Raw genomic sequence first — 16,503 nt, forward strand, 5'->3', positions numbered from 1 at the left:
GGAAGCCTATGTTAGATGTAGAAGTGATTCGTAAGGATTTTCCAATTTTAGACCAGATTGTCAACGATGAACCTCTGGTTTATCTGGATAATGCCGCGACGACACAAAAACCACTAGCAGTTCTGGAAGCCATTAATCGCTACTATAAGCAGGATAATGCCAATGTTCATCGTGGGGTTCATACCTTGGCTGAACGTGCGACAGCTTCCTATGAGGCTGCTCGTGAAACTATTCGTAAGTTTATCAATGCAGGCTCAACAAAGGAAGTTCTCTTTACCAGAGGTACCACAACTAGTCTCAACTGGGTAGCGCGCTTTGCTGGGGAAGTTCTGACTGAGGGAGACCAGGTCTTGATTTCTGTCATGGAACACCATTCCAACATCATTCCTTGGCAGGAAGTCTGTCGTAAGACTGGAGCTGAGCTGGTCTTTGTCTATCTCAAGGATGGAGCTCTGGATATGGAAGACTTGCGTTCTAAATTGACTGACAAAGTTAAATTTGTTTCACTAGCTCACGCATCAAACGTTCTTGGTGTGGTTAATCCTATCAAGGAAATCACTCAAATGGCTCATGAAGTTGGAGCTATTATGGTGGTGGATGGTGCTCAGTCTACACCGCATATGAAGATTGATGTCCAGTACTTGGATGTAGATTTCTTTACTTTCTCAGGTCACAAGATGGCTGGTCCGACAGGCATCGGTGTTCTTTATGGCAAAGAAAAGTATCTGGAACAAATGTCACCGGTGGAGTTTGGTGGCGAGATGATTGATTTCGTTTATGAACAATCTGCAAGCTGGAAGGAATTGCCTTGGAAATTCGAGGCTGGAACTCCTAATATGGCAGGAGCAATTGGACTTGCTGCTGCAGTAGATTATCTTGAAAATCTTGGTATGGCAGCCATTGAAGCCCATGAACAAGAATTGATCACATATGTCTTTCCAAAATTGCAGGCAATTGAAGGATTGACTATCTACGGTTCACAGGACTTGGCTCAGCGTTCAGGTGTCATTGCCTTTAATTTAGGGGATCTTCATCCTCACGACCTTGCGACAGCTCTGGATTATGAAGGTGTAGCAGTTCGTGCCGGTCACCATTGTGCGCAACCCTTGCTCCAGTATTTGGATGTTCCAGCAACAGCTCGTGCAAGTTTTTATATCTACAATACAAAGGCAGATTGCGACAAGCTAGTCGATGCCTTACAAAAGACAAAGGAGTTTTTCAATGGCACTTTCTAAACTAGATAGCCTTTATATGGCAGTTGTAGCGGACCATTCGAAAAATCCACATCACCAAGGTAAGTTAGAAGACGCAGAACAAATCAGTCTCAACAATCCTACCTGTGGTGATGTCATCAATCTCTCTGTCAAGTTTGATGCAGATGATCGCTTGGAAGATATCGCTTTTCTAAACTCTGGTTGTACGATTTCAACTGCCTCTGCTAGTATGATGACAGATGCAGTCTTAGGAAAGACCAAGCAAGAAATCCTAGAGCTTGCAACCATCTTTTCTGAAATGGTTCAAGGTCAAAAGGATGAGCGTCAAGATCAACTTGGAGATGCAGCTTTCTTATCAGGAGTTGCCAAGTTTCCTCAACGAATCAAATGCGCAACCCTAGCTTGGAACGCCCTTAAGAAAACAATTGAAAATCAAGATAATAAATAAGACAAGCTTTCTTTGTCTTATAAATCATAGAAATAAAGAATGAAAGAAAGGATATTATGGCTGAAGAAAGAGTAGAACCAAAACCAATTGACCTTGGTGAATATAAATTTGGTTTCCATGATGATGTAGAGCCTGTCCTATCGACAGGAAAAGGATTGAACGAAGCTGTCATTCGCGAATTATCAGCTGCTAAGGGTGAACCTGAGTGGATGTTAGAATTCCGTTTGAAATCTTATGAAACCTTCAAAAAAATGCCCATGCAAACATGGGGAGCAGACTTGTCAGAGATTGATTTTGATGACTTGATTTACTACCAAAAACCATCTGATAAACCAGCCCGTTCTTGGGATGAAGTTCCTGAAAAAATCAAAGAAACCTTTGAACGTATTGGGATTCCTGAAGCTGAGCGTGCTTATCTTGCTGGAGCTTCTGCCCAGTATGAGTCAGAAGTGGTTTACCACAACATGAAAGAAGAATTTGAGAAGTTAGGAATTATCTTTACAGATACAGATTCTGCCCTCAAAGAGTACCCAGACTTGTTTAAACAATACTTTGCGAAGTTAGTACCGCCGACTGATAACAAGCTGGCTGCCCTCAACTCAGCAGTATGGTCAGGTGGAACCTTTATTTACGTACCAAAAGGTGTCAAGGTAGATATTCCACTTCAAACTTACTTCCGTATCAACAACGAAAATACTGGTCAGTTTGAACGTACCTTGATTATCGTTGATGAAGGAGCAAGTGTTCACTATGTTGAAGGATGTACAGCGCCAACTTATTCAAGTAACAGTTTGCATGCTGCCATTGTAGAAATCTTTGCTTTGGACGGAGCTTACATGCGTTATACAACCATCCAAAACTGGTCTGATAACGTTTATAACTTGGTAACAAAACGTGCCAAAGCCTTGAAAGATGCGACAGTTGAGTGGATCGACGGAAACTTGGGTGCCAAAACAACCATGAAGTACCCATCTGTTTACCTTGATGGAGAAGGGGCGCGTGGAACTATGCTTTCGATTGCCTTTGCCAATGAAGGGCAACACCAAGATACGGGTGCCAAGATGATCCACAATGCACCACATACAAGTTCGTCAATCGTCTCTAAATCCATCGCTAAAGGTGGAGGAAAGGTTGACTACCGTGGACAAGTGACTTTCAACAAGAACTCTAAGAAATCTGTTTCTCACATCGAGTGTGATACCATTATCATGGATGACTTGTCAGCATCAGATACTATTCCGTTTAATGAAATTCACAACTCGCAAGTAGCTTTGGAGCACGAAGCTAAGGTTTCTAAGATTTCAGAAGAACAACTATACTACCTCATGAGTCGTGGTTTGTCAGAATCTGAAGCTACTGAGATGATCGTTATGGGATTTGTAGAACCCTTCACCAAAGAACTTCCAATGGAATACGCAGTTGAGCTTAACCGCTTGATTAGCTATGAGATGGAAGGATCAGTCGGATAAACTTTATGAACAGAAACTGAGGCTGGGACAAAAGTCCTAGCCTCTCAATTGTCTTTGGATTGTCGAGCAAGATGCAGTGGTTGAGTGGACTCTACTACGCTGATTTCATCAGCTTTTACAGCCCTACTCAACTGTGCGGAGGTGGGACGACGAAATCGTATTCTAACGAATTACCGATTTCTGTCCCACTCTCAGTTTTTTTGATGAAAGATGCTAATAAATATTCACAAAAAGTCTTTTGTATGGTAAAATAATACAATCACATAAAGTGGGAGATGAATGATGAATATTTTTAGAACCAAAGACGTTAGTCTAGGTAAGACAGAAATGCATCGCCATTTAAAACTATGGGACTTAATTCTCTTGGGAATTGGTGCTATGGTGGGAACAGGTATTTTTACCATTACAGGGACTGCTGCAGCAACATTAGCAGGACCTGCCCTTGTGGTATCGATTGTAATTTCTGCTATCTGCGTGTCCTTATCTGCACTCTTTTTTGCAGAATTTGCTTCTCGTGTTCCTGCAACGGGTGGAGCATATAGTTATTTATATGCAATTTTGGGTGAATTTCCAGCCTGGATTGCAGGTTGGCTGACTATCATGGAATTTATGACAGCTGTTTCTGGCGTCGCTTCAGGTTGGGCGGCCTATTTTAAGGGTTTGCTTAGCCATTATGGAATTTCCTTGCCACAAGCTTTAAATGGAACTTTTAATCCTGAACATGGTACTTATATTGATTTTTTACCAATTTTAGTAATTCTACTTGTTACAGGCGTTGTACTTTTAAATTCGAAAGCAGCTCTTCGTTTTAATTCTATTCTTGTTGTTTTAAAATTTTCTGCTCTTGCCTTGTTTATCCTTGTTGGAATTTGGTACATTAAACCTGAAAATTGGTCAGATTTTGCACCATTTGGTTTTGGTCAAATTTATGGTGGAAGCACTGGAATTATAGCAGGTGCTTCACTCATGTTCTTTGGATTCTTAGGTTTTGAATCCATTTCTATGGCAGTTGATGAAATTCAAAGTCCACAAAAGAATATTCCACGTGGGATTGTTTTATCCTTAACCATTGTAACCATTCTGTATGCCTTGGTTACTTTGATATTGACAGGTATCGTTCACTATAGCAAGCTCAATGTTGATGATGCAGTGGCTTTTGCTCTTAGAAGTATTGGTATTGGTTGGGCAGCTAATTATGTTTCGCTCGTTGCGATTTTTACCTTGATTACGGTATGTATTTCCATGACCTATGCCTTGTCACGAATGATTTATAGCTTGGCCCGCGATGGACTATTGCCTCAAAGCTTCAAACAAGTAACCAAGACTAGTCGCGTTCCAAAGAATGCAACCATTTTAACAGGTGGAGTTTCAGCGATAGCAGCGGGTATCTTCCCTCTGGCAAGTATCGCAGCCTTTCTCAATATCTGTACTTTAGCCTATCTTATTCTCTTAGCCTATGGAATTATCAAATTGAGAAAAGATAAGGGTATGCCCAAAGAGGGAGAATTTAAAACTCCCCTGGTACCTTTTTTACCAATCTTGTCTATTCTGATTTGCCTCTCATTCATGCTTCAGTATACCCTAGAAACATGGATGGCATTTGGACTAGCTTTATTAATAGGAGTTATTATTTACTTTGTTTATGGATATAACCATTCGACTGTAGCTGAAAATGAATAAAGAAAAAAATCGCGAAATTCGCGATTTTTTTATAACTTTTCGTTTACAAATCGAACAAATCGATTCCACCAAACTTTTAAGAAAAAGGCTTTGTCAACATTTTTTTCTGCAACCATTTCAAAGTTAGGTTTGTCAGTAGTGATGTAACCTTGCCCGACTAGATCTTTATCTTCATAAGTGAGATGGCCAACAACTGTTCCTGCTTCAAGTGGTGCAGTATGTTCAGTAGTATCAGCAGTATAGGTAATAGTTGATTGAGCTCGACTGCCCAAACGTTGAACAATTTTGATATCTTCTTTTGCGACCGCTGTGACTGTGTCATCTTTTCCATCTAAAACAGGACTTTTACTATCCTCATAACTTTCACCCTGCTTGACGATGGTCTGGAGAGCAAAGGTAGAGGAAATATAATCTAAGAGAGAAGAAGTAGCTGTAAAGCGTGCATATGGATTGGTATCTTGGTTGTCAGCATTTAAAACAACAGTAATGATACGCATTCCTTTTTCGACTGTAGTACCTACAAAGGATGCTCCAGCCTTATCAGTCGTACCAGTTTTAAGTCCATCAACACCCCCACGATAGGCAGGCATTCCCTCCAACATATAGTTAGTAGAATTAATGGTCATACCAGCGAAAGTCGAAGAAGGTTTCTTGGTGATTTCTAAGACCTGAGGATACTTGAGGATGAGGTTGCGAGCAACGACAGCAACATCATAAGCGCTCAATTTATTTTCATCATCTTTCTTAGAACCAGGATAGATATTATTCCCAAGAGTTTCATTGTTAAGACCAGTTGTATTGACGAGGGTAGCATCTTGAATCCCCCATTCCAGTAGTTTGGCCTTCATCATATCAACGAAGTCTTTTTCAGAGCCAGCAATTTTTTCAGCTAGGGCAATGGCTGCACTGTTAGCACTGGATACCAGAGTAGCTTCTAGCAATTCCTCAACTGTGTAGTTACGAGCTTCCATAGGAACGTTACTCGCTTCAGAATTAGTAGTGAGCTGGTAAGGATAATCTGAGATTTCTACAGGAGTAGAAAGAGTGATTTTGCCTTGCTCTAGAGCTTCATATACTAGGTAAACGGTAAGTAGTTTACTGATAGAGGCAATTTCAACCGGTTGGGTCGCATCTTTTTCATACAAAATCTTACCACTGTTAGCCTCAACAGCGATGGCATGTTTTGCTGCGACATCAAAATCCTGAGCAAAAACAGTAGTAGCAGAACCAAATGAAATAAGCGTGATTAATGTTAAAAATAATTTCTTCATAGTAACTTTATTCTATCATAAAGACAAAAAATATTCTTGTTTTTATGATGAAGGCTATCAATCTTTTTTGAAATATGGTAAAATAGGGAAAAGAGGAGGTGGCCTATGTTTCGGAGAAACAAACTATTCTTCTGGACAACTGAAATTCTACTAATAACCTTAATTTTCTATCTATGGAAAGAAATGGGTGCTATTATTACACCCTTTGTCAGTGTTGCAAATACAATCATGATTCCTTTTTTACTGGGAGGATTTTTGTATTATCTAACCAACCCAATTGTTATCTTTTTAGAGAAGGAATGTAAAATCAATCGAATCATTGGGATTTTGTTAACCCTTTGTGCCTTAGTTTGTGCACTCGTACTTAGTTTTGTTTATCTGCTGCCGATTTTGATTAATCAGTTAAGTAGCTTAATTTACTCGAGTCAAAACATTTACGGTCGTCTTCAAGATTTAGTCATTGAGTTATCAAAACATCCAGCCCAGCAAAATCTAGATATCCAACAAACTATTCAGCAACTGAACCTCTCTTATGTTGATATTTTGCAAAATATCTTGAACAGTGTGACAAATAGTGTTGGAAGTGTTCTATCTGCACTCGTAAGCACTGTATTGATTATCATCATGACACCAGTTTTCTTGATTTACTTATTACTTGATGGGCATAAATTTTTACCCATGCTAGAAAGAACTATATTAAAACGAGATAAATTGAACATATCTGGTTTATTGACAAACCTAAATACAACTATTTCTCGTTACATTAGTGGAGTGTCTATAGATGCAGTTATTATTGGATGTTTAGCTTTTATCGGTTATAGTGTGATTGGTCTAAGATATGCCTTGGTCTTCGCCATTTTTTCTGGATTGGCTAATTTGATTCCGTATGTAGGACCAAGCATTGGCTTGATTCCAATGATCATCTCAAATCTCTTCACCGATCCTCATAAAATGATTATTGCTGTCATTTATATGTTGATTATTCAGCAAGTTGATGGAAATATTTTATATCCACGTATTGTGGGTGGGGTTATGAAGGTTCACCCGATTACTATTTTAGTCTTGCTTTTATTATCAAGTAATATTTATGGTGTGATTGGGATGATTGTTGCTGTTCCAACCTATTCCATTTTAAAAGAGATTGCTAAATTCTTAGCGCGACTGTATGAAAATCATAAGGAAGCACAAGAAGAAGAGAAGCACTTATCAGAATGAAAGAACTAGATCCGCTCTGGTTCTTTTTTCTAAAAATAAGCCTAGTTATAGATATTTTAAATAAATTGGTAGAGGAAGTAGAGTGAGAATAAGAATAATTCACAAAAACTTTGTAAAACACTTGCAATTTAGCTGAAATTTGATAAAATAGTAAGGAAAGTTAGACTGTATTGCCTACTGTCTATCTATAAAATATATTTTATTGGAGGCTTTTACTCAAATGGCAAAAGAAAAATACGATCGTAGTAAACCACACGTTAACATTGGTACTATCGGACACGTTGACCACGGTAAAACTACCCTAACTGCAGCTATCACAACTGTTTTGGCACGTCGCTTGCCTTCAGCAGTTAACCAACCTAAAGACTATGCGTCTATCGATGCTGCTCCAGAAGAACGCGAACGCGGTATCACAATCAACACTGCGCACGTTGAGTACGAAACTGAAAAACGTCACTACGCTCACATCGACGCTCCAGGACACGCGGACTACGTTAAAAACATGATCACTGGTGCCGCTCAAATGGACGGAGCTATCCTTGTAGTAGCTTCAACTGACGGACCAATGCCACAAACTCGTGAGCACATCCTTCTTTCACGTCAGGTTGGTGTTAAACACCTTATCGTCTTCATGAACAAGATCGACTTGGTTGACGACGAAGAATTGCTTGAATTGGTTGAAATGGAAATCCGTGACCTTCTTTCAGAATACGACTTCCCAGGTGACGATCTTCCAGTTATCCAAGGTTCAGCTCTTAAAGCTCTTGAAGGTGACTCTAAATACGAAGACATCATCATGGAATTGATGAACACTGTTGATGAGTACATTCCAGAACCAGAACGTGACACTGACAAACCATTGCTTCTTCCAGTCGAAGACGTATTCTCAATCACTGGACGTGGTACAGTTGCTTCAGGACGTATCGACCGTGGTACTGTTCGTGTCAACGACGAAATCGAAATCGTTGGTATCAAAGAAGAAACTAAAAAAGCAGTTGTTACTGGTGTTGAAATGTTCCGTAAACAACTTGACGAAGGTCTTGCAGGAGACAACGTAGGTGTCCTTCTTCGTGGTGTTCAACGTGACGAAATCGAACGTGGACAAGTTATCGCTAAACCAGGTTCAATCAACCCACACACTAAATTCAAAGGTGAAGTTTACATCCTTACTAAAGAAGAAGGTGGACGTCACACTCCATTCTTCAACAACTACCGTCCACAATTCTACTTCCGTACTACTGACGTTACAGGTTCAATCGAACTTCCAGCAGGTACTGAAATGGTAATGCCAGGTGATAACGTGACAATCGACGTTGAGTTGATCCACCCAATCGCCGTAGAACAAGGTACTACATTCTCTATCCGTGAGGGTGGACGTACTGTTGGTTCAGGTATGGTTACAGAAATCGAAGCTTAATTCGATTTAGTTCCCAGAAGAACAATTATTTAAGTCAGACACTAAAAGAATCTTGCTATGCAAGGTTCTTTTTTTGCGATCAAAAGTGAGAGAGTTACTTTTTTACAATTTCATAAAATCATGGTAAAATGGTTAAATATTAAATTTGGAGAAAAATATGAAGTACAAGCGTATCGTATTTAAAGTGGGAACTTCATCGCTGACACATAAAGATGGAAGTTTATCTCGCAGTAAAGTAAAAGCTATCACACAACAGCTTGCAATGCTGCATGAAGCAGGTCATGAGCTGATTTTGGTATCTTCTGGGGCTGTTGCAGCAGGTTTTGGAGCATTAGGATTTAAAAAACGACCGACCAAGATTGCGGATAAGCAAGCTTCAGCAGCGGTTGGTCAAGGATTGCTTCTGGAAGAATATACAACAAATTTGCTCTTAAGACAGATTGTTTCAGCGCAAATCTTGCTAACTCAGGATGATTTTGTCGATAAGCGACGTTATAAAAATGCCCATCAAGCTTTGTCAGTCCTACTTAATCGTGGTGCGATTCCTATTATCAATGAAAATGACAGTGTCGTTATTGATGAGCTCAAGGTCGGGGATAATGATACGCTCAGTGCTCAGGTAGCTGCAATGGTGCAGGCAGATCTTTTGGTCCTCTTAACAGATGTAGACGGTCTTTATACTGGTAATCCTAACTCGGATCCAAGAGCTAAACGTCTGGAGAGAATTGAGACCATCAATCGTGAAATTATTGATATGGCTGGTGGATCAGGATCATCTAATGGAACTGGTGGTATGTTGACGAAAATAAAAGCTGCTACCATTGCAACTGAGTCAGGTGTTCCCGTATATATCTGTTCATCCTTGAAAGCTGATGCTATGATAGAGGCGGCAGAGAAGACTTTGGATGGTTCTTTCTTTGTTGCACAGGAAAAGGGACTTCGTACCCAGAAACAATGGCTAGCCTTTTATGCCAAAAGTCAGGGAGCAATTTGGGTTGATAAAGGGGCGGCAGAAGCCCTCTCTCAACATGGAAAGAGTCTCCTTTTATCAGGGGTTGTAGATGTTGAGAGCAATTTTTCTTATGGTGATATTGTAACGGTATTTGATAAGGAAACTGGAAAATCACTCGGAAAAGGTAGAGTGCAACTAGGTGCATCGGGGCTCAAAGATGTCCTTCGTTCTCAAAAAGCCAAGGGAGTTCTGATTCACCGTGATGACTGGATTTCTATTACTCCTGAAATCCAACTACTCTTTACAGAATTTTAGAGGTAAACTATGGTAAGTACACAAGAACAATTTGAACAGGTACAGGCTGTTAAAAAATCGATTAACACAGCTAGTGAAGAGGTGAAAAATCAAGCCTTGCTAGCCATGGCTGATCACTTGTTGGCAGCTACTGAGGAAATTTTAGCGGCCAATGCCCTCGATATGGAAGCGGCTAAGGGGAAAATCTCAGATGTTATGCTGGATCGTCTTTATTTGGATGCAGGGCGTATAGAAGCAATGGCAACTGGGATTCGTGAAGTGGTTGCTTTACCAGATCCAATCGGTGAAGTCCTAGAAAGAAGTCAGCTTGAAAATGGTTTGGTTATTACTAAGAAGCGTGTGGCTATGGGTGTTATTGGCATTATTTATGAAAGTCGTCCTAATGTGACTTCGGATGCAGCTGCCCTTGCTCTCAAGAGTGGAAATGCGGTTGTTCTTCGTAGCGGTAAGGATGCCTACCAAACAGCTCATGCTATTGTTGCAGCCTTGAAGAAGGGCTTGGAGACTACCACCATTCATCCAGACGTCATTCAATTAGTAGAAGATACCAGTCGTGAAAGTAGTTATGCCATGATGAAGGCTAAGGGTTATCTAGATCTTCTTATTCCTCGCGGAGGGGCTGGTTTGATCAATGCTGTGGTTGAGAATGCTATTGTACCTGTTATCGAGACAGGGACTGGGATTGTCCATGTCTATGTGGATAAGGATGCAGACGAAGACAAGGCTCTGTCTATCATCAACAATGCTAAAACCAGTCGTCCTTCTGTTTGTAATGCCATGGAGGTTCTACTGGTTCATGAAGACAAGGCAGCAAGCTTCCTTCCTCGTTTGGAGCAAGTTCTTGTTGACGATCGAAAAGAAACTGGACGGGAACCGATTCAATTCCGCCTAGATAGCAAAGCAATGCAGTTTATTTCAGGTCAACCTGCTGAGGCTCAAGACTTTGACACTGAGTTTTTAGACTATGTCCTAGCTGTTAAAGTAGTTTCTAGTCTTGATGAAGCTGTAGAGCATATCGAAACCCACAGCACCCATCATTCGGATGCGATTGTGACTGAAAATGCTGATGCTATAGCTTACTTTACAGGTCAAGTGGACTCGGCAGCGGTTTATGTCAATGCTTCGACTCGTTTCACAGATGGTGGCCAATTTGGTCTTGGTTGTGAAATGGGGATTTCTACTCAGAAACTACATGCGCGTGGACCAATGGGATTGAAGGAATTGACTAGCTACAAGTATGTGGTTACTGGTGACGGACAGATAAGGGAGTAAGAGATGAAGATTGGATTTATCGGCTTGGGGAATATGGGTTCCAGTTTGGCTAAGGCTGTCTTGCAGGCAAAAACGAGTCATCAGATTCTCCTTGCTAATCGTAGTCAAGCCAAGGTGGAGGCTTTTATTGCCAATTATGGTGGTCTGGCTTCTAGTAATGACGAAATTTTTGCAGAAGCAGATGTGATTTTTCTAGGAGTAAAGCCAGCTCAATTCTCAGAACTGCTTACTCAATATCAGTCAATCCTTGAGAAACGAGAAAGTCTTCTTTTGATTTCCATGGCTGCTGGTTTGACCTTGGAAAAACTCGCTAGTCTTCTTCCAAGTCACCATAGGATTATTCGCATCATGCCTAATACACCTGTTGCTATTGGGCAAGGAGTGATTAGTTATGCCTTGTCTGCAAATTGTCATCCAGAAGACAATGAACTATTTTGTCAACTGTTAGCCAATGCAGGGCAGTTGGTTGAAATAAGTGATGGTTTAATAGATGCAGCAACAGGACTTGCAGGCTGTGGACCAGCCTTTGTCTATCTATTTATCGAAGCTTTGGCAGATGCAGGAGTTCAAACAGGATTACCAAGAGAAACGGCATTGAAAATGGCGGCTCAAACAGTAGTTGGTGCAGGTCAAATGGTCCTAGAAAGTCAGCAACATCCTGGAGTCTTGAAAGACCAAGTTTGCAGTCCAGGTGGTTCAACCATTGCTGGTGTAGCAAGTCTAGAAGAACATGCTTTTAGAGGAACCGTTATGGATGCTGTCAATCAAGCCTACATAAGGACTCAAGAATTAGGTAAATAAGAGGTGAGCGTTAAAACTCACCCTCTTTTTTTCTTACAAAGAAGGAAATGAAAAAAGCTTTTCACAAATCCCCATTTTTTTGATAGAATAGAAGAGAGAAAAATAGAAATGAGTCAGACATGTCAAAAGGATTTTTAGTCTCTCTTGAGGGACCAGAGGGAGCAGGAAAAACAAGCGTTCTTGAAGCCCTAATCCCTGTATTAGAGGATAGGGGAGTGGAAGTTTTAACAACCCGTGAACCAGGTGGGGTCTTAATTGGAGAAAAAATTCGCGAAGTTATCCTAGATCCTAGTCATACTGAAATGGATCCTAAGACTGAGCTTCTCCTCTATATTGCTAGTCGTCGACAACACTTGGTGGAAAAGGTCTTACCAGCACTTGCAGCTGGAAAACTGGTTATCATGGATCGCTTTATCGATAGTTCGGTTGCTTATCAGGGCTTTGGGCGTGGTTTAGATATCGATGCCATTAATTGGCTTAATGAGTTTGCGACTGATGGACTAAAACCTGATTTGACTCTTTATTTTGATATTGAGGTGGAAGAGGGACTGGCACGTATTGCTGCCAACAGTAATCGGGAAGTCAATCGTTTGGACATGGAAGGTCTGGATCTACACCGAAAAGTTCGTCAAGGTTACCTTTCTCTTATTGAAAGAGAAGGAAATCGCATCGAAAAAATCGATGCTAGCCTACCACTTGATCAAGTGATTGAGAATACGCAACAGCTACTTTTTGATAGGATGGGACTACGGAGATGAAACAAGAGCAATTAAGAACTTGTCAACCTCTACAATTTGAACGTTTTGTTCATATTTTAGAGCAAGGGCAACTTAATCATGCCTATCTCTTTTCAGGTAATTTTGGAAGTTTAGAGATGGCCCTTTTCTTGTCTAAAAGTCTCTTTTGTAGTGAGAAAACTGATATTTTACCTTGTGAAAAATGTCGGAATTGTAAATTGATTGAGCAGGAAGAATTTCCTGATGTGACCATCATTAAACCTCTGAATCAAGTCATTAAGACGGAGCGTATTCGAGAATTAGTTGGTCAATTTTCCCAGTCTGGTATTGAAAATCAACGTCAGGTCTTTATTATCGAACAAGCAGAAAAAATGCATGTAAATGCTGCAAATTCACTCTTGAAGGTTATTGAAGAGCCACAAAGTGAGATTTATATTTTCTTTTTGACCGATGATGAGGAACAGATGTTACCAACGATTCGAAGTCGGACACAGATTTTCCAATTTAAGAAGCAAGTCTCTACTTTAATGTCACAGCTTGAAGAGGCTGGTTTAGTAAAAAATAAAGCTAGGTTATTGGCTCAGTTTAGTCAATCACAGGCAGAGGCTGATAAGCTAGTGCATCAAGCAGGATTTTGGACACTAGTAGATGAAAGTGAACGTCTCTTTTCTTGGCTTTTAGCCCATAAAAAAGAATCCTATTTGCAGGTTGCGAAACTAACGAGTTTGGCTGATGATAAAGAAAAGCAAGATCAAGTGCTCAGAATTTTAGAGGTATTAGCTGGTCAGGAGGTTCTCAATGTTTCTGCGCGGAACATCTTGCAAAATCTCGTCCAAACTCGAAAAATGTGGCGGGCCAATGTTAGCTTTCAAAACGCTTTGGAATACCTCGTTTTACAAAAAAATTTAAAGTAAAGATAGATTATAGAAAGGGCTGTAATGAATAAAAAAGAATTATTTGATGCTTTAGATGACTTTTCACAGCAATTGTTGGTAACCTTGGCAGACGTCGAAGCTATCAAGAAAAATCTCAAGAGTTTGGTAGAGGAAAATACAGCTCTTCGTTTAGAAAATGATAAACTGAGAGAACGTTTGGGAGAGGTTGAGGAGACAGCTCCAGCCAAAACGAAACATGTAAGGGAAAATGTCCGTCGTATTTATGAGGACGGTTTTCATGTTTGCCGTGACTTTTATGGTCAACGTCGAGAGCAAGATGCGGAATGCATGTTTTGTGATGAATTGTTATTTAGGGAGTAAGTATGCAGATTCAAAAGAGTTTTAAGGGACATACTCCCTATGGTAAGCTTTATCTAGTCGCAACGCCAATTGGTAATCTAGATGATATGACTTTTCGCGCCATTCATACCTTGAAAGAGGTCGACTGGATCGCGGCAGAAGATACTCGTAATACTGGACTTTTGCTCAAGCATTTTGAGATCTCAACCAAGCAAATTAGTTTTCACGAACATAACGCCAAGGAAAAAATTCCTGATTTGATTGGTTTGTTGAAACAAGGTCAAAATCTTGCCCAAGTATCTGATGCAGGGATGCCTAGTATTTCTGACCCGGGGCATGATTTGGTCAAGGCTGCCATTGAAGAAGATATCGCAGTTGTCACAGTTCCAGGAGCTAGTGCAGGGATTTCTGCCTTGATTGCCAGTGGCTTGGCACCACAACCCCACATCTTTTATGGTTTCTTACCACGAAAATCAGGCCAACAAAAGCAATTTTTCGAAGCCAAAAAAGCTTATCCAGAGACCCAAATTTTCTATGAATCACCTCACCGTGTTGCAGATACACTGGAAAATATGCTAGAAGTCTACGGCGACCGCTCGGTAGTCTTGGTTAGAGAATTGACCAAAATCTTTGAAGAATATCAGCGTGGGACTATTACTGAATTATTAGAAAGCATTGCTGAAACACCACTTAAGGGCGAGTGTCTTCTCATTGTAGAGGGTGCTAGTCAAGAAGTAGAAGATAAGGATGAAGAGGACTTGTTCTTAGAAATCCAAGAGCGTATCCAACAAGGAATCAAGAAAAATCAAGCCATTAAGGAAGTCGCTAAGATTTACCAGTGGAATAAAAGCCAACTCTACGCCGCCTACCACGAATGGGAAGACAATCAAGAAAACAACTAGACAGGGAAGTTTTCCTTCTTCCCTTTTTTTGTTATACTAGAAGAAGAAAAAATAGAAAGATTTGTGGGAGTGAAAAAGTCCTGTGGACTTTTTCAGCCTGAGCCTGAAAACTCGAAAGCGAAGTAAGTCCTGTGGACTTTTTCAGCCTGAGCCTGAAAACTCGAAAGCGAGAAAAGTTCGGTTGGCTTTTTTTATGTGAATCTTTACTTCACACTCCCAAAGAGGTATTAGTGTCGTGTCTCAATCTTATATCAATGTTATCGGTGCTGGTTTGGCAGGTTCTGAAGCAGCCTACCAAATCGCAGAGCGTGGTATTCCAGTTAAACTTTATGAAATGCGTGGTGTCAAGTCAACACCGCAACACAAAACTGACAATTTTGCAGAATTAGTGTGTTCTAATTCCTTGCGTGGAGATGCTCTTACAAATGCTGTAGGTCTCCTCAAGGAAGAAATGCGTCGTCTAGGTTCTCTTATCTTGGAATCAGCAGAAGCAACGCGTGTTCCTGCTGGTGGTGCTCTCGCGGTTGACCGTGACGGTTTTTCTCAAATGGTTACTGAGAAGATTGCCAACCATCCCTTGATTGAGGTCGTTCGTGACGAAATTACAGAATTGCCAACAGATGCTATTACAGTTGTAGCGACTGGACCTTTGACTAGTGATGCACTTGCTGAGAAAATTCATGCTCTTAATGGCGGTGACGGTTTTTATTTTTACGATGCTGCAGCGCCTATTGTGGATGTCAATACAATCGATATGAACAAGGTTTATCTCAAATCTCGTTATGATAAGGGAGAAGCTGCCTATCTCAATGCTCCGATGACCAAGCAAGAGTTTATGGATTTCCATGAAGCTTTGGTTAATGCAGAAGAAGCACCTCTTAACTCTTTTGAAAAAGAAAAATACTTTGAAGGCTGTATGCCAATCGAAGTCATGGCTAAACGAGGCATCAAAACCATGCTCTATGGACCCATGAAGCCAGTTGGTTTGGAGTATCCAGACGATTACACAGGTCCTCGTGATGGAGAATTTAAAACTCCTTATGCGGTCGTTCAGCTTCGTCAGGACAATGCTGCAGGTAGTCTTTATAACATCGTTGGTTTCCAAACTCACCTTAAATGGGGAGAACAAAAGCGTGTCTTCCAAATGATTCCAGGTCTTGAAAATGCGGAGTTTGTTCGTTATGGGGTCATGCACCGCAATTCTTATATGGATTCACCAAATCTTCTTGAACAGACCTACCGTTCTAAGAAACAACCAAACCTCTTCTTTGCTGGTCAAATGACGGGTGTGGAAGGCTATGTTGAATCAGCAGCATCAGGCTTAGTTGCTGGGGTTAACGCTGCTCGTCTTTTCAAGGGTGAAAGTGAAGCTATCTTCCCAGAGACCACAGCGATTGGAAGTCTGGCTCATTATATCACTCACGCTGATAGCAAACATTTTCAACCAATGAATGTCAATTTTGGGATTATCAAAGAGTTGGAAGGCGAGCGTATCCGTGATAAGAAGGCTCGTTATGAAAAAATTGCAGAGCGTGCCCTTAACGATTTAGAGGAATTTTTAACGGTCTAATTTTT

The 16,503-nt window shown here is 40.6% G+C and carries 15 protein-coding genes; 14 read left to right on the top strand and 1 reads right to left on the bottom strand.

The features are described 5' to 3' along the window. Positions 1-8 precede the first annotated feature (8 nt). From O3611_RS05200 to O3611_RS05215, 4 genes are all read left to right on the top strand, one after another. Positions 9-1,235: a cysteine desulfurase gene (locus O3611_RS05200; RefSeq protein WP_371608024.1), complete on the top strand. Its 1,227-nt coding sequence runs from the start codon at positions 9-11 to the stop codon at positions 1,233-1,235. Next, entirely contained in the window at positions 1,222-1,662 is a 441-nt protein-coding gene (sufU, locus tag O3611_RS05205) for a Fe-S cluster assembly sulfur transfer protein SufU (protein ID WP_371560852.1), read from the top strand. The genes O3611_RS05200 and sufU overlap by 14 nt, the downstream gene beginning before the upstream one ends. A gap of 56 nt (positions 1,663-1,718) precedes the next feature. Continuing rightward, positions 1,719-3,131 (top strand): Fe-S cluster assembly protein SufB, encoded by a 1,413-nt coding sequence (gene sufB / locus O3611_RS05210; RefSeq protein WP_371608025.1) that lies wholly within the window; start codon positions 1,719-1,721, stop codon positions 3,129-3,131. A 282-nt stretch (positions 3,132-3,413) separates the two neighbouring features. Next, the gene (locus O3611_RS05215; RefSeq protein WP_371608026.1) at positions 3,414-4,811 is read left to right on the top strand and encodes an APC family permease; all 1,398 of its coding nucleotides are present in this window, start codon (positions 3,414-3,416) and stop codon (positions 4,809-4,811) included. A gap of 29 nt (positions 4,812-4,840) precedes the next feature. Here O3611_RS05215 and pbp3 read toward each other — a convergent pair whose 3' ends face one another. Then, on the bottom strand, positions 4,841-6,082 hold the full coding sequence (pbp3, locus tag O3611_RS05220; RefSeq protein ID WP_075231256.1) for a D-alanyl-D-alanine carboxypeptidase PBP3: 1,242 nt from the start codon (positions 6,080-6,082) through the stop codon (positions 4,841-4,843). Positions 6,083-6,187: 105 nt separating this feature from the next. Between pbp3 and O3611_RS05225 the strand changes: the two genes are divergently transcribed. The 10 genes from O3611_RS05225 to trmFO all read left to right on the top strand — a co-directional run bounded on the left by O3611_RS05225 (position 6,188) and on the right by trmFO (position 16,498). Beyond that, positions 6,188-7,297 carry an AI-2E family transporter gene (locus O3611_RS05225; RefSeq protein WP_371608027.1) on the top strand — a complete coding sequence of 370 codons (1,110 nt, stop codon included), beginning with the start codon at positions 6,188-6,190 and terminating at the stop codon, positions 7,295-7,297. Positions 7,298-7,517: 220 nt separating this feature from the next. Further along, the gene (gene tuf, locus O3611_RS05230; RefSeq protein ID WP_001040718.1) at positions 7,518-8,714 is read left to right on the top strand and encodes an elongation factor Tu; all 1,197 of its coding nucleotides are present in this window, start codon (positions 7,518-7,520) and stop codon (positions 8,712-8,714) included. A gap of 157 nt (positions 8,715-8,871) precedes the next feature. Next, the gene (gene proB / locus O3611_RS05235) at positions 8,872-9,981 is read left to right on the top strand and encodes a glutamate 5-kinase (RefSeq protein ID WP_371608028.1); all 1,110 of its coding nucleotides are present in this window, start codon (positions 8,872-8,874) and stop codon (positions 9,979-9,981) included. Positions 9,982-9,990: 9 nt separating this feature from the next. Next, positions 9,991-11,253, top strand: coding sequence for a glutamate-5-semialdehyde dehydrogenase (locus tag O3611_RS05240; RefSeq protein ID WP_371608029.1), 1,263 nt, complete (start codon positions 9,991-9,993; stop codon positions 11,251-11,253). A 3-nt stretch (positions 11,254-11,256) separates the two neighbouring features. After that, the gene (proC, locus tag O3611_RS05245; protein ID WP_371608030.1) at positions 11,257-12,054 is read left to right on the top strand and encodes a pyrroline-5-carboxylate reductase; all 798 of its coding nucleotides are present in this window, start codon (positions 11,257-11,259) and stop codon (positions 12,052-12,054) included. A 119-nt stretch (positions 12,055-12,173) separates the two neighbouring features. After that, a complete protein-coding gene (gene tmk, locus O3611_RS05250) occupies positions 12,174-12,812 on the top strand; it encodes a dTMP kinase (RefSeq protein WP_371608031.1) in 639 nt (212 codons plus the stop codon). After that, positions 12,809-13,705, top strand: coding sequence for a DNA polymerase III subunit delta' (locus O3611_RS05255; protein WP_371608032.1), 897 nt, complete (start codon positions 12,809-12,811; stop codon positions 13,703-13,705). Before tmk ends, O3611_RS05255 begins: the two co-directional genes overlap by 4 nt. A 24-nt stretch (positions 13,706-13,729) precedes the next feature. After that, the gene (gene yabA, locus O3611_RS05260) at positions 13,730-14,047 is read left to right on the top strand and encodes a DNA replication initiation control protein YabA (RefSeq protein WP_001034369.1); all 318 of its coding nucleotides are present in this window, start codon (positions 13,730-13,732) and stop codon (positions 14,045-14,047) included. Between the two features lie 2 nt (positions 14,048-14,049). Next, positions 14,050-14,928: a 16S rRNA (cytidine(1402)-2'-O)-methyltransferase gene (rsmI, locus tag O3611_RS05265; RefSeq protein WP_371608033.1), complete on the top strand. Its 879-nt coding sequence runs from the start codon at positions 14,050-14,052 to the stop codon at positions 14,926-14,928. Positions 14,929-15,163: 235 nt separating this feature from the next. Continuing rightward, positions 15,164-16,498 (top strand): methylenetetrahydrofolate--tRNA-(uracil(54)-C(5))-methyltransferase (FADH(2)-oxidizing) TrmFO, encoded by a 1,335-nt coding sequence (gene trmFO, locus O3611_RS05270; RefSeq protein ID WP_371608034.1) that lies wholly within the window; start codon positions 15,164-15,166, stop codon positions 16,496-16,498. Positions 16,499-16,503 lie beyond the last annotated feature (5 nt).

This window comes from Streptococcus sp. 27098_8_91 (genome assembly GCF_041432385.1).
GTDB lineage: Bacteria > Bacillota > Bacilli > Lactobacillales > Streptococcaceae > Streptococcus.

Excerpts from the sequence above, each read along its gene's own strand:
- proC (WP_371608030.1), top strand. The coding sequence starts at position 11,257 with ATGAAGATTGGATTTATCGGCTTGGGGAATATGGGTTCCAGTTTGGCT.
- rsmI (WP_371608033.1), top strand. The coding sequence starts at position 14,050 with ATGCAGATTCAAAAGAGTTTTAAGGGACATACTCCCTATGGTAAGCTT.
- tmk (WP_371608031.1), top strand. The coding sequence starts at position 12,174 with ATGTCAAAAGGATTTTTAGTCTCTCTTGAGGGACCAGAGGGAGCAGGA.
- sufU (WP_371560852.1), top strand. The coding sequence starts at position 1,222 with ATGGCACTTTCTAAACTAGATAGCCTTTATATGGCAGTTGTAGCGGAC.
- sufB (WP_371608025.1), top strand. The coding sequence starts at position 1,719 with ATGGCTGAAGAAAGAGTAGAACCAAAACCAATTGACCTTGGTGAATAT.
- O3611_RS05240 (WP_371608029.1), top strand. The coding sequence starts at position 9,991 with ATGGTAAGTACACAAGAACAATTTGAACAGGTACAGGCTGTTAAAAAA.
- proB (WP_371608028.1), top strand. The coding sequence starts at position 8,872 with ATGAAGTACAAGCGTATCGTATTTAAAGTGGGAACTTCATCGCTGACA.
- yabA (WP_001034369.1), top strand. The coding sequence starts at position 13,730 with ATGAATAAAAAAGAATTATTTGATGCTTTAGATGACTTTTCACAGCAA.
- O3611_RS05225 (WP_371608027.1), top strand. The coding sequence starts at position 6,188 with ATGTTTCGGAGAAACAAACTATTCTTCTGGACAACTGAAATTCTACTA.
- O3611_RS05200 (WP_371608024.1), top strand. The coding sequence starts at position 9 with ATGTTAGATGTAGAAGTGATTCGTAAGGATTTTCCAATTTTAGACCAG.
- pbp3 (WP_075231256.1), bottom strand. The coding sequence starts at position 6,082 with ATGAAGAAATTATTTTTAACATTAATCACGCTTATTTCATTTGGTTCT.
- O3611_RS05215 (WP_371608026.1), top strand. The coding sequence starts at position 3,414 with ATGAATATTTTTAGAACCAAAGACGTTAGTCTAGGTAAGACAGAAATG.
- tuf (WP_001040718.1), top strand. The coding sequence starts at position 7,518 with ATGGCAAAAGAAAAATACGATCGTAGTAAACCACACGTTAACATTGGT.
- O3611_RS05255 (WP_371608032.1), top strand. The coding sequence starts at position 12,809 with ATGAAACAAGAGCAATTAAGAACTTGTCAACCTCTACAATTTGAACGT.